This window comes from Acinetobacter sp. CY05 (genome assembly GCF_059515805.1).
The window spans coordinates 13,947-26,952 of the sequence record NZ_JCAKMW010000020.1 but is presented as its reverse complement, the minus strand read 5'-3'; the positions used below and the strand labels follow the sequence as shown (position 1 = coordinate 26,952).

Annotated in this window: 14 protein-coding genes; 4 read left to right on the top strand and 10 right to left on the bottom strand. The window is 40.7% G+C overall.

Annotation, left to right across the window (positions count from 1 at the left end; genetic code table 11):
* Positions 1–345: 345 nt before the first annotated feature.
* Positions 346–1,044, top strand: coding sequence for a DsbC family protein (locus tag AC5YCD_RS12800; protein ID WP_496130397.1), 699 nt, complete (start codon positions 346–348; stop codon positions 1,042–1,044).
* A gap of 57 nt (positions 1,045–1,101) precedes the next feature.
* On the opposite strand, the gene AC5YCD_RS12795 is transcribed toward AC5YCD_RS12800, so the two are convergent.
* The 4 genes from AC5YCD_RS12795 to AC5YCD_RS12780 all read right to left on the bottom strand — a co-directional run bounded on the left by AC5YCD_RS12795 (position 1,102) and on the right by AC5YCD_RS12780 (position 4,663).
* Positions 1,102–1,353, bottom strand: a complete 252-nt coding sequence (locus AC5YCD_RS12795; protein WP_496130396.1) for a GlsB/YeaQ/YmgE family stress response membrane protein — start codon at positions 1,351–1,353, stop codon at positions 1,102–1,104.
* Between the two features lie 178 nt (positions 1,354–1,531).
* On the bottom strand, positions 1,532–2,059 hold the full coding sequence (gene hpt / locus AC5YCD_RS12790) for a hypoxanthine phosphoribosyltransferase (protein WP_496130395.1): 528 nt from the start codon (positions 2,057–2,059) through the stop codon (positions 1,532–1,534).
* A gap of 179 nt (positions 2,060–2,238) precedes the next feature.
* Complete coding sequence (guaD, locus tag AC5YCD_RS12785) at positions 2,239–3,552, bottom strand: guanine deaminase (protein ID WP_496130394.1); 1,314 nt, start codon at positions 3,550–3,552, stop codon at positions 2,239–2,241.
* Between the two features lie 52 nt (positions 3,553–3,604).
* Positions 3,605–4,663 carry a Rieske 2Fe-2S domain-containing protein gene (locus AC5YCD_RS12780; protein ID WP_496130393.1) on the bottom strand — a complete coding sequence of 353 codons (1,059 nt, stop codon included), beginning with the start codon at positions 4,661–4,663 and terminating at the stop codon, positions 3,605–3,607.
* Between the two features lie 138 nt (positions 4,664–4,801).
* On the opposite strand from AC5YCD_RS12780, the gene AC5YCD_RS12775 reads away from it, so the two are divergent.
* Entirely contained in the window at positions 4,802–5,275 is a 474-nt protein-coding gene (locus tag AC5YCD_RS12775) for a hypothetical protein (RefSeq protein WP_496130411.1), read from the top strand.
* 45 nt (positions 5,276–5,320) lie between these two features.
* On the opposite strand, the gene AC5YCD_RS12770 is transcribed toward AC5YCD_RS12775, so the two are convergent.
* From AC5YCD_RS12770 to AC5YCD_RS12755, 4 genes are all read right to left on the bottom strand, one after another.
* Positions 5,321–6,487, bottom strand: a complete 1,167-nt coding sequence (locus AC5YCD_RS12770) for a glutathionylspermidine synthase family protein (RefSeq protein ID WP_496130392.1) — start codon at positions 6,485–6,487, stop codon at positions 5,321–5,323.
* 3 nt (positions 6,488–6,490) lie between these two features.
* Positions 6,491–6,868 carry a hypothetical protein gene (locus AC5YCD_RS12765; protein ID WP_496130391.1) on the bottom strand — a complete coding sequence of 126 codons (378 nt, stop codon included), beginning with the start codon at positions 6,866–6,868 and terminating at the stop codon, positions 6,491–6,493.
* Positions 6,869–7,014: 146 nt separating this feature from the next.
* Complete coding sequence (locus AC5YCD_RS12760) at positions 7,015–7,974, bottom strand: TerC family protein (RefSeq protein ID WP_496130390.1); 960 nt, start codon at positions 7,972–7,974, stop codon at positions 7,015–7,017.
* A 299-nt stretch (positions 7,975–8,273) separates the two neighbouring features.
* Positions 8,274–9,455 (bottom strand): sugar transporter, encoded by a 1,182-nt coding sequence (locus tag AC5YCD_RS12755; RefSeq protein WP_496130389.1) that lies wholly within the window; start codon positions 9,453–9,455, stop codon positions 8,274–8,276.
* A gap of 144 nt (positions 9,456–9,599) precedes the next feature.
* On the opposite strand from AC5YCD_RS12755, the gene AC5YCD_RS12750 reads away from it, so the two are divergent.
* The gene (locus tag AC5YCD_RS12750; protein ID WP_496130388.1) at positions 9,600–9,881 is read left to right on the top strand and encodes a GNAT family N-acetyltransferase; all 282 of its coding nucleotides are present in this window, start codon (positions 9,600–9,602) and stop codon (positions 9,879–9,881) included.
* A 30-nt stretch (positions 9,882–9,911) separates the two neighbouring features.
* Positions 9,912–10,199, top strand: a complete 288-nt coding sequence (locus tag AC5YCD_RS12745) for a GNAT family N-acetyltransferase (protein WP_496130387.1) — start codon at positions 9,912–9,914, stop codon at positions 10,197–10,199.
* Positions 10,200–10,228: 29 nt separating this feature from the next.
* Here the strand turns inward: AC5YCD_RS12745 and AC5YCD_RS12740 are convergent, their stop codons facing one another.
* Together AC5YCD_RS12740 and mpl are read right to left on the bottom strand one after the other, a co-directional pair.
* Entirely contained in the window at positions 10,229–11,311 is a 1,083-nt protein-coding gene (locus tag AC5YCD_RS12740) for a zinc-dependent alcohol dehydrogenase family protein (RefSeq protein WP_496130386.1), read from the bottom strand.
* 149 nt (positions 11,312–11,460) lie between these two features.
* Positions 11,461–12,825 carry a UDP-N-acetylmuramate:L-alanyl-gamma-D-glutamyl-meso-diaminopimelate ligase gene (gene mpl / locus AC5YCD_RS12735; RefSeq protein WP_496130385.1) on the bottom strand — a complete coding sequence of 455 codons (1,365 nt, stop codon included), beginning with the start codon at positions 12,823–12,825 and terminating at the stop codon, positions 11,461–11,463.
* Positions 12,826–13,006: the final 181 nt, after the last annotated feature.

The following is a 13,006-nucleotide window of genomic DNA, read 5'->3' as shown; positions in this document are numbered from 1 at the left end:
AATATGTGGATAACTTTGTACTTATCCACGACTTAAATTAAGTTGTGAGTAAATGATATGGCTTAAAGAGCAATAATATAGTCGAATTGTGGATAACTTGTAGAATCATGTGGATAAGTGAATACCTATGTATAAATTTAAAAAAAATTAAAAATCAATAGGTTATTTTTTATTTTATTTGTAGATTTATAATTTTAAGCTGAGGTTAAAATATTATTTTTTGTTTCACGTGAAACATTTAAGCTGTTGTGATTAAGTAATCAAAACTGTATCACTGTGGTCTATTTTGAGCATAACAGCGTAGAATTAAACAGCATATAAATCTAACACTTGAGTACCTCGGGTATGAAAAAAACCATATTGAGCATGTTACTGCTCAGCCTATCTAGCTTTACCCTCGCTGACCTCACTACTGCACAACAAAATCTTGTTAAAAATTATCCTAATTTGGCAGTAAAAAATATAGCCCATACCGAAATGCGTGGTATTTATAGTGCTGAAATTGATGGACAGGTGGTGTATTTAAATGATGATGCTGAACATTTGATTGCAGGCAATATGCTGCGTTTAAAAGATCAAAAAAGCCTGACTCAAGAATTGATTGTTAAAAATAACACGGTAAGCTGGGACAGTTTACCCCTGAAAAATGCGATTAAATCAGTACGGGGTAATGGTAAGCGCCAGCTTGCGATCTTTTCTGACCCAAATTGCCCATATTGTCAACAGCTTGAAGTAGAACTGAAAAAGCTAAACGATGTGACAATATATACCTTCATTTTGCCATTAAAAACACAATCAGTCGCAGTGTCTAAGCAAGTCTATTGTGAAGCTGATCCTGCTTTTGCATGGCAACAGTTAATTGGACAAGGAATTGCACCAAAATCTAAAAAGAGCTGTAGGAATCCAATTAATGCTAATATTGAACTGGCTAAAAAATTAGGGGTCTCGGGCACACCTGCCATTATTTTCTCAAATGGCTATCGTGTATTGGGCGCTTACCCTGCCACTGAAATTGAAACAATCTGGCGTGAACTAGGCTTATAAAAATAAAGCTTTAACCTAAAAAAGCCCTAAAATTTTAGGGCTTTTTTATAGGTGTTTTTAAGCTTTTTTACTCAGCATGTTGTAAATAAATAAAATCACAATCGCACCAATAATAGAGGCAATAAAACCTGCTGTTGAGTTCTCGCCGTATAAACCTAATAAACGTCCGGCATAAGTTGCCAGCAAGGAACCCGCAATCCCAAGTACAGTAGTCATTAAAAAACCAGCTTTATCTTCACCTGGATGCAGTGCTCTTGCGATTAAGCCGGCAACAAAACCCACGACAATTGCAACGATGAGTGACCACATAAGTTGTCTCCTCTAGAATTTTGATGGTTGTTTTCAGGGTTATTTATCTATTCTATGATTCAGGATTCACGCCGAGCACTAAAGCCAAATTACGCTAAAAAATGTTGCTTTTTTGTGCAGATGTCGATTTTAAAAAATAAAAAAAGTGGCCTACGGCCACTCTCTAAGCGATTTGATCTTAAAGACCAATTTCACCAATAAATGGAACATGTCGATATTTTTGATCGTAGTCTAAGCCATAACCTACGATAAATTTATCTTCAACTTCAAAACCTAAAAATTTTACTTCAAGTTCAATTTCACGGCGTGAAGGCTTACTCACTAAAGTACATAGCTCAATGGAGTTTGGCTCACGCGTTTGTAAAATTTCTAATACTTTACTTAAGGTATTACCTGAATCGATAATATCTTCAACAACCAGTACGTCTTTACCACGAATTTCGCCATCTAAATCTTTTAAGATTTTGACATCACGTGTTGAAACCGTACCGCCGCCATAACTTGATACAGTCATAAAATCGAGTTCATGAGGTTTAGTAATGGTACGGCAAAGGTCAGCCATAAAGATTACTGAACCGCGAAGCAAGCCAATCAGCACCAGTTCTTTGTCGCTATTTGCATAATGTGCATTAATTTTAGCGCCAAGTTCCTGAACTTTCGCTTGAATTTCTTCAGCAGAAATCATCACCTTCATTTCAACAGACATGGGTAGATACCTAAAAAGCAAAATCAAAAATAAAAAAGGTGTTGACCTGCAACACCCCTAAACATGTTTTAATTTTAAAGCATCTTCTCTACTGTTGCATCCGTTTTAGTGTTGAAAATGTAAACCAAGGCAACAGATTAAACGATGAGGCTTTAATTGTTGAAACTCTATGCGATAAATTACTGCTGATAAACACACTGACCAAAGACATAGGTGGCAGCAATATTACGATCATCGCCCATGGTGATCAGCGCAAATACAGCGTCTTCAATATTCTTAACACGGCTTTGACGTAAACGTTGCAGCGCAGTGGCATTTAAATCTAACACCACAAAATCTGCTTCTTTCCCTACATTAAAGTTGCCAAGTTTGTCGTCTAAGCTTAAAGCTTTGGCACTGCCTAAAGTGGCATGATATAGCGCCTCAAAAGCAGAGAGTTTATTGCCTTGCAGCTGCTGCACTTTATAGGCTTCATTTAAAGTTTGCAGCTGGTTAAATGAAGTGCCTGCACCTACATCCGTACCTAAGCCCACTTTGACCTGTTTTTGCCACGCTTTGTGCAGTGGGAATAAACCACTCCCTAAAAACAGGTTTGAGGTTGGACAAAAGGCAATCGCGGAATCAGTCTCATGCATACATTGCCACTCATCTTCTTCTAAATGGACACAATGCGCGAATACAGATTTTGAGCCTGTTAGACCATAGTGATGATAGACATCTAAATAGCCATTTTGAGCAGGAAATAATTCTTTGACCCACGCAATTTCATTTTTATTTTCACTTAAATGAGTATGTACATACACATCAGGATATTCGGCTTTCAGCTGCCCTGCTTTGCTAAGTTGAGCCTCCGTCGAGGTGGGTGCAAAGCGTGGTGTGATTGCATAGAGATTACGACCTTGACCATGCCATTTTTCAATTAAGGCTTTGGAATCTGTATAAGCAGTTTCGGCTGTATCACACAGATCTTCAGGCGCATGACGATCCATCAACACTTTACCGGCAATCACGCGCATATTTTGCGCGCTTGCAGCTTCAAATAAAGCATTGACTGATTCAGGATGCACTGTGGCAAAGACTAAAGCGGTTGTGGTGCCGTTTTTAAGTAATTCTTGAATAAAGAACTCGGCAATTTTTTGGGCGTATTCAGGCTCTTTAAATTGTAATTCGGTGGGGAAGGTATAGCTATTGAGCCACTCTAACAGTTGTTCACCATAAGCCCCAATCATTTCAGTTTGTGGGAAATGAATATGGCTATCAATAAAGCCGGGGACAATCAATTGTTCAGGATAATGCTGCACTTGAGTATTGGCATCGAGCAGATGTTGCCCTTCTTGCCACGAACCAAAATAATCAATATGACCATTTTTGCTAATCAGTAAACCATCTTCTACATATCGCACTTGGTCGTGAATTTCACGCGCTTGGGCAACCGTATTCTGAATATCGAGGAAGCGACCGCGGATCGCCGTCGTTGCAATTACAGAAGACATTTTTAACCTGCGAGTTTTATTTTTTCGATTGATTGTACCCAATATTGAGGGCTTAAACTGTATAACGTTTACTCAGTCCCCATTCTGCCAAAATACGGCGATATGTGGTGGATGAGCGGTCTGCTTCAAAATGTGCTTCCATCATTAAATCCAGCGGTAGTTCTTCTGGTTTTTGTGATTCGACCATTTCCTGATCTTCAGCAAAAATTTGCGCATTAAAAGCATAAACAGATTCTAAGTCGCCCGTTTGGTCGAAATTACGCGTCAGGGGTACAAATAAACGGGTTTTGTTGTGTGAAATAGGACAACAGGCATTTAAGATTTTGAGTACGCCATCATTCGGGAAATCTACAGTCAGAATTGCGCTAAAGGGTGGATAAACATCAAAGGTACGCTTCCATTCAAAACCTTCAGGGGCCAGATGTTGCAAGCCATGCGGATAGTTACTGACATCGCTGATATAGGTGGTTTTTAAACCATAATCTGTGCGTTCAGTTTGGTATTTAGGTACCACAGGATTGTCACGATTGGCAAAGGCCTGATCATGCACCCAAGCAAAATGTGCGACATCAATAAAGCCTTCAAGTTGACGACCACTTGAACCTGCAATATCTACAAATGGCGGTAGGATTGCTTGATGCTCAGGATGATCCCATGTCTCTAAGACAGGGAGATTAGCGCTATCGACATCGCGTGCAAAAATACTGGTCCAAATCAACCCATAGCGCTCGACCACAGGAAATTTAGTTAAACGAAAACGCTCAGAGATTTTTTTTAGATCAGGCTGAGCAGGAATTTTATTGCATTGACCATCAGCACCATAATGCAGCCCATGATAAGGACAGATAATATTTTCATCTTCGACCCAGCCCTTTGTCAGTGGGACACCGCGATGCGGGCAAATGTCCCGAACTAAATGAATTGCGCCACTTTGAGTTTGATACAGTGCCATATTCACGTCTAACAAGGTCACGCGTTGTGGTTGCATTGACACATCTTGCACACGCGCCACCGGATACCAGTGTTGGGCCAAAATTTGCCAATCACTTGCATCAAATTGACTGTTACAGGGTTGATCAAACAGCTGTAGTGTCGGAATAATGGCGTTCATGCTGTGCTCCTAAAATTTGATGGTGACCACAACTACAATGCAAATTCTTTGCCAAGATAAAAGGCGGTTTTTGCCCTTTATCTTTGTGCCTTAAATGCGTAAAGTGTGAAAATTAATCAATTTAGAGCCAAGATTTGTATGTATTTTTGGAATAGCAAAGCCCTTGCCCATGAGTTGTCTGCCAATACTTTAGAAAAAAAACATTATAAAAATTATTACCTAATGACAGCTTTACTGGTTTCTTTGGTGTACTACTATGGCATGTATTCACCTTACTTTAATTTGAATATTATTGCAGTTGAAGGCCTACTGACCTTGGCAATTATGGCGATTGGCATTCAATCTGCTTATCGTGCCAATGGCGGTGATGAGGGCGAGCATTTTATTAGCCGTATTACTGCCTTATCTTTTCCAATTTTGGTGCAAACTACCCTAGCAGGTGTGGTATTTGGGGGCATTTTATTGGGTTTATATTTTGCCTTGAATTTAGAAGGCACAGCCTTTGATGAATGGTACGAATGGACAATCTCTGCCTTTACCCTATTTTTACAAATTTTATTTTTTACTCGTTTAGTATTTTATATGCGCCGTGTAGCAGCGCATAGTATCTAAGTCATCATAGGATCTAAGCAATAAAAAGTGGCGAAAGCCACTTTTTTATTCGACAAAATAATGCGCAGCAAAATGAGCATCGTTACCAATGACCTCAAACACATCTTCACGTAAAGACATGCCATGACATTGATCACCGACCATCCATAAACCTAAGGTCGGCAGCATGCCATCATATAATGGTGTTTTAACCCATTGCTGCATCACATAGCCAGATTGATCATATTCATCAAAATGAAAACTGCCCGAGGCAGCACCATAATCTAAATTGTTTTGAACAATATGGATATTGGCGCCTTCACGTGACAATACTGGTTTACGTGCCCATTTGCCTTGATAGTTGTGCTGTGGGTCATAAATATGCGTTTCAGCCAGTAAAGGATGATGTGGATAGCGTTGCCATAGCTCAACTAAGAGGGCTTTATTGGATAACAGCATTTTCCAACAGGGTTCGATCCAATCTATATTAACTTCAGGTCGAATAAACTGGCTAAATTGTTCTTGCCATAACCATTCCCAAGGGTACAACTTAAAGAGATGCCGAATGGGTTGTTCGGCTAGATCAACAAAGTCGGTTTCATCCCAACCAATATTTTCCATAGACAATTCATGCACGTTTAGTCCTGCTTGGAACGCAGTATCCATGAGATATTCTAAGTTGCCCCAATCTTCACGCCCTGCTTCTTGGCAGGCAGCAAAATGTACATGTTGACCTGCGCTATAGGTGTGTTGCCAACGTGCAATGAGTGCTTCGTGAATACTATTAAATTGATCACGATTGGCAATATCTTGTACTTGCTCTAGCCAATGCCACTGCGCCACGGAGGCTTCTAATAAACCCGTTGGCGTGTCAGCATTGTATTCGAGCATTTTAATATTCTGACCATCATAGGCAAAGTCAAAACGCCCATAAAGCATTGGGCTTTGTTTGCGCCATGAATCTTCAATACAAGCAATTGCTGCATGCGGAAGATGAAAATAATCAGGATAATTGCCCCGCTTTACCATGTCTGCGACAAGGTCTAAGCACATCGCATGTAATTCATTGCTGGCATCTTCAAGCTGTTCAATTTGTTGCAGACTAAACTCATAGGCGACACCCTCTGACCAATACATTGAGCCGTCACGTGAAGCCAAATCAAAATAATCAAAGCCAATATCACGTTGCTGTTGTTGCCAATCTTGACGCGGTGGCAGTAACACTCGTTTCATATTTTAGCCTCCAAAAGATGTCCCACCTGTTGTACGGCCAAAACCACCACGGCGAATCGGTTTGGATTTAGCATCTTTAAAGACATGTTGTGACAGGACGGGTTGATTGATATGACGGGCGCCTTGAGCAGTTAAAGTACGACCTAGGTATTTGACTTTACGATTATTACTATAGTACTGCGGACCAATATAGAAAATTTGATAGTTGCTTGAGGCAGTGTGATAAGAGCTGGTGCTGTTATAAGGCTCACACAGATTTTGGTCCCAATCTTGGCTACAATAATATTGGCTGTTATAAATATCTTGTTGCAAGCGACCAGAATTACTACACGCAGCCAATAATACTGGAACTACGACCAAACTCAGTTTTTTGCTGCGCATGTATCAGACCTTTAAGGCTATTTCTTAATATAAAATGAACTTTAAGCATAGGCAGCTGATGAATTAAAGTACAGCATTTTTGCCACCAAAATATAGTAAATTTCCATAAAAAAAGCCCGACCGAAGTCGGGCTTAAATATGTTGTTTTATAGCATTTCTTGGCGTTTACTATGTCGAATAGATAACCATGCCGTAATACCTAACACCACGACAATAAAGCTCAGTGAAATCCAAATTGGCATATGGAACACATCCAGCATTAGCATCTTAAAGCCAATGAACAATAAGATAATACCTAAGCCATACGGTAAATAATGCATTTTAGATGCAGCGCCTGAAAGTAAAAAGAACATTGCACGCAGACCTAAAATTGCCATTAAGTTAGCGGTTAACACAATGAATGGATCAGAGGTGACTGCGAAGATGGCAGGAATAGAATCCACCGCAAAGATCACGTCAGATGCTTCAACTAAAATTAGCACTAAAAATAATGGCGTTGCCCATAACACGCCATTTTCACGGACAAAGAATTTATTGCCATGCATTTGCGGAGTGATGCGCATATGTTTACGTAAAAATTTTAAGATCGCCATATCTTCGATATTGGTTTCTTCTTCATCCTGACCTTTTAAGAATTTAAAGCCGGTATAGACTAAGAACGCACCGAAAATATACAGCACCCAAGAGAACTCTTGGACAAACCATGCACCAATAAAAATAAAGATGGTACGTAGAATAATCGCGCCTAATACACCGTAGAGTAATAATTGACGCTGTAAGGCAGGTGGGATTGCAAAAGCAGCAAAAATCATTAGCCAAACGAAGACGTTATCCACTGCCAAAGATTTTTCCAGTAAGTAACCGGCAAAGTATTCCATTACTTTGGCATTGGCAATATTCACGCCTACGGTTTGCTGTAAATACAGCCAAAGTCCACCACCAAATAAAGCTGCGACAGTGACCCACGCAATACTCCAATAGGCCGCAGTTTTAATTTTAACGTCTTGACCTTGGTTTTGGCGAAAACCTAAAAAGTCGATGACTAACATGACAGTCACTAGGCCAAAAAATGCCACGTACAGCCAAAGATTGCCAATAGTTTCCATGTGTATGCTCCACATCGAGCAACTGGCCATAAAAAAACCTTGACCAGTTGCTAGACACAATTTGTCTATAACAACATGATCAAGGTCTTGCCTACATAATTACAGTATTCATGTGTAACTATGCTCAGATACCGACTTTTTGCAAAGTGTAATGACGATAGTCTGACACCTAAATAGCAATGCTGATTAGGTTTGGAGGAGGCTACTCCCCTTGTTCAAAATAAATTTTGTTTTGAGCGAAGCTCAAATATGGCCTAAGCATGGCACAATTTAAGGCAAAGGGCAATTTTTACACTGTGTTAATTGGGTAAAAAATCACGGCGTTGTACTAAATAAAGCGCAATGAGCGCGCCAAATATGCCAATCATACCGCCAATAATTCCAATATATGCCAAACCAAGATGTTCAATCACTACACTGCCGAGAAGTGCACCTGCGCCAATTCCCACATTATACAAGCCTGAAAAAATCGCCATTGCCACATCGGTTGCATCGCTGGCTAAATGTAGGGTTTTAGATTGCTGTGCTAAACCAAAGCAAATAATGCCTATACCCCAAAACAAACTTAAAGCTGTGAGTCCAAAAAAACTTTTAGATAGAGGTAAAAGCAACAGTAACGACATGGACAACAATAAGCAGCTCAATGGAATGGCAACACGAGGCAATTTCAAGCCAAATTTTCCAAATAAATAAGAGCCTAGGAAACCTGCACCACCAAATACGAGGAGCAAGGTGGTGGTTTGATTGGAACTAAATTCTGCCACCACCAAAGTAAACGGCTCAATATAACTATAAGCGGTAAATTGCGCCGTGATCATCATGATGGTGACAACAAAAACCAGCAATAAACTTGGACGACGTATAAAAAGCTTTAAGCTTTGTGCTGAGCCAGAATTCACACTTGGCAACAGGGGTAAGGTCTTAGCTAAAATTAAACAAACGATTGTTGCACCTAGCGCAATTAAGGCAAAACTGTTGCGCCAGCCATAGGCCTCACCAATCATACGCCCGAGCGGGATACCCAGTACCATCGCAAGGGCTGTCCCTGTAGCGAGTAAACCAAGTGCTTGAAATGCTTTACCCTCAGGGGCAACGCGTACTGCCAATGATGCAGTAATCGACCAAAACAGTGCATGTGAAATGGCAATACCAATCCGACTGAGCATTAAAATGCCAAAACTCCATGCATAGTAAGAAAGAATATGACTGACAATAAAGATGATAAAGACCAAGATCAGCAGTAAGCGCCGTTCAACATTTTTGGTGGCTAGCATAATCGGTAGCGACAATAGCGCCACCACCCAAGCATAAATGGTCAGCATAATGCCCACGTTGGTCGCTGGCATATGAAAACTCCTGCCAATATCGCTCAGCAAAGCAACAGGAATAAATTCAGTGGTATTAAAAATAAAAGCAGCAAAGGCAAGACCAATGACACAAATCCATTGTCGCGTAGGGCTGGGAGTAGCAAGCTCAGACATAACTTAAATCGTCAGAAAATTTGTGCCGAGTGTAGGCTGATCTTTACGCCATGTTAAGCGACAATTTGCCAAAATAAACACAACATTGTAACTTTGATAATCTGCAATCCTTAAGCGATTAAAAACAAAAAATAGGGAATAAAAATGGATATTGAACACCTCAATAGCTCGACTAAAGGTGCATTTTTTATTTTTGAAAACGAGCAACGTTTAGCTGAGATGGAATATACATGGGCTGGCGATGATAAATTTATCATTGAACATACCATGGTCAGTGATGAGCTAAAAGGTCAAGGTGTAGGACGCAAATTACTGGATCGTGCTGTGGCTTTTGCACGAGACAAAAACATCAAGATTATGCCACTCTGCCCTTTTGCCAAGTCAGTATTTGATAAAGACCCGAGTATTCGCGACGTTTTGTATTAAGATATTTTTAACAAATAACAAGGAACAATGATGAATTTTGAACATCAAGACAATGGATCAAAAGGTGAGTTTTTTCTAAAAGATCAGCAAGGTCAGCGTATTGCTGAAATTAGCTATGTATGGAGCAATGACAGCACTATTATTGCTGACCATACATGGGTCGATGATTCTTTACGTGGTCAAGGCATGGCACGCAAACTCTTAGACCGTTTGGCTGAATTTGCCCGTGAAAAATCGCTCAAGATTATTGCAACCTGTTCTTATGTGGTGGTGATGTTTAAACGTGATCCACACGCATTTGGCGATGTTGCGGCTTAAAGCAAAAAGCCCGCTGTCGCGGGCTTTTTTTAGGCTAAATCAATAATGACTTTCATGGCATTTTCATCTGCAGCGTGTTTAAAAACCTCGTATGCTTTTTCCATGTCATCAAATTTAAAATGATGTGTAGCAAGTTTTTCTAGAGGTAATTTGCCTGAACAGCAACTTTTCAGCAGCATCCCTGTCGTATTGGCATTGACTAAGCCTGTGGTAATGGTGAGATTTTTAATCCATAGCTTGTTGAGCTCAAAATTAACCGATTTTCCATGCACGCCAACGTTAGCAATATGGCCACCCTCTTTGACAATATGCTGGCAAATATTCCATGTCGCCTCAATGCCAACTGCTTCCATGGCGCAATCCACCCCTCGTCCTTGGGTAATTTCTAGCACTTTGGCAATGGCATCTTCTTGACCAGAATTAATGATATGCGTGGCACCAAGTTCTTTGGCCATGGCTAAGCGGTTGTCATCCATATCAATCGCGATAATGGTGCTAGGTGAATAAAACTGTGCTGTCAGTAGACACCCCATACCAATCGGGCCTGTACCTACAATCGCAATACTGTCTCCAGGTTTTACATCGCCATATTGCACACCAATTTCATGTGCGGTGGGCAATACATCGGATAAAAATACCGCGACGTCTTCATTGAGGTTAGCTGGCAATGGGTATAAAGAGGTATCGGCAAATGGTGTACGTACATATTCAGCATGTGTGCCGTCAATCATATAGCCCATAATCCAACCGCCTTCATTACGGCAATGGGCATAGAGTTGTTTTTGACAATTTTCACAGGTACCACAGCGACTGACGCAGGATACGATGACTCGATCACCAGTTTTAAAATTTTTAACCGCACTGCCGACCTCTTCGACAATGCCAATCCCTTCATGACCTAAAATTCGCCCGTTAAAATGCCCCGTTTTGCTGATTGCTGTTTGCTCAATTTCGGGGTTTTTTCCTTTTAAAATACCGAGATCTGTGCCGCAAATGGTAATTTTAGTCAGTTTAATAATTGCATCTGTCGGTTGCAGAATTTTGGGTTTATCACGCTGTTCAAAACGGATATCGTTAGCGCCGTGATAGACCATAGCTCGCATTGTTGTCATTGTTATTGTCCTTTAGCAGATTTTAGCTGTAGTTGAATTTAGCAGAGCATTAAGCTAAAAAAATGACAATATGCAATTTTGCTACACAATCTCACCGATTGACTAAGGTAAAAAAAGCCCGCTGTCGCGGGCTTTTGGATTTTAAGTTTTTAAGCCTTTAAAGCCGCAATTAATTTTTGATGTAAACCACCAAAACCACCATTGGACATAATCACCACAGCATCGCCCTCGCCTGCTTGTTGGTTCACTTGAGTAATAATCTCATCTAAAGTACGGGCAATTTGCGCTGGGTTTGGCGCTGCATCAACCACAGGTTGTAAATCCCAATCTAAACCTTCAGGTTGGTACCAAATCACTTGATCGGCAAGACGTGCTGAATGCGCTAAGCCATCTTTATGGCTACCCATACGCATGGTATTAGAACGCGGTTCGATAATCGCCCATAATTTACGCTCACCTAAGCGCTTACGTGCACCTTCAAGTGTGGTATCAATGGCAGTTGGGTGATGGGCGAAGTCATCATAAACTTCAATACCACGTACTGTGCCTAAAAGTTCCATACGACGTTTTACACCGCCAAAATTGGATAATGCTTCACATGCCTTTGCAATCGAAACACCCACATGTTCAGCTGCGGCAATGGTGGCTAAAGCATTCGCAACGCTATGTTGCCCTGTCATTGTCCAATGCACTTCACCTTTGACTACGCCGTGTTGTAGCACTTTAAAATGTGAACCATCGACAGACAATTGTTCGGCATACAATTCAGATTTCTGATTGGCATCTAATGATGTACGTACTACTGGCGTCCAACAGCCTTGCTCTAACACTTCATCAATATTGCTTTCAGTGATTGGTGCAATAATGCGACCTTCCGATGGAATGGTACGCACTAAATGATGGAACTGTTTTTGGATTGCGGCTAAATCATCAAAAATATCAGCATGGTCAAATTCTAAGTTATTTAAAATGGCAGTTTTAGGATGGTAATGCACAAACTTAGAACGTTTATCAAAGAAAGCTGAATCGTATTCATCGGCTTCGACACAGAAATATTTGCCGCCACCTAAACGCGCGCTCTCAGAAAAGCCAAGCGGTACGCCACCAATTAAAAACCCCGGCTCTAAGCCAGCTTGATCGAGTACCCAAGCCAACATGGTGGTGGTCGTAGTTTTACCATGTGTCCCTGCAACCCCTAATACATGCTTACCTTGTAACACATGGTCGGCTAAAAACTGCGGCCCTGAAATATAGGGCAAACCTTCATTTAGCATATATTCAATCGCATCAATACCACGCTTCATGGCATTACCGACAATGACTAAATCAGGATGCGGTTGTAAATGGCTACGCTCATAGCCTTGCATTAAGGTAATGCCTGCATTTTCAAGTTGGGTTGACATCGGTGGATAGACATTTTGATCCGAACCTGTAACCGTATGTCCAAGATCGCGTGCTAACAATGCCAATGAGCCCATAAAGGTGCCACAAATACCCAAAATATGCAGATGCATACGCTTAACTCCACTGCGTTTTATACACAAGCTTAGTGCTGTGTTGAATAATAGAATGAGTCAAACGATAGCAAGGCTATCTATGAAAAGATAGTTTTTCTTGGTATAGATCAGGCAAAAAACTCATACAGCGATTTCGTATTTTCATCAAAAAAATTACACTATTGCTTCTGCAAAAAAT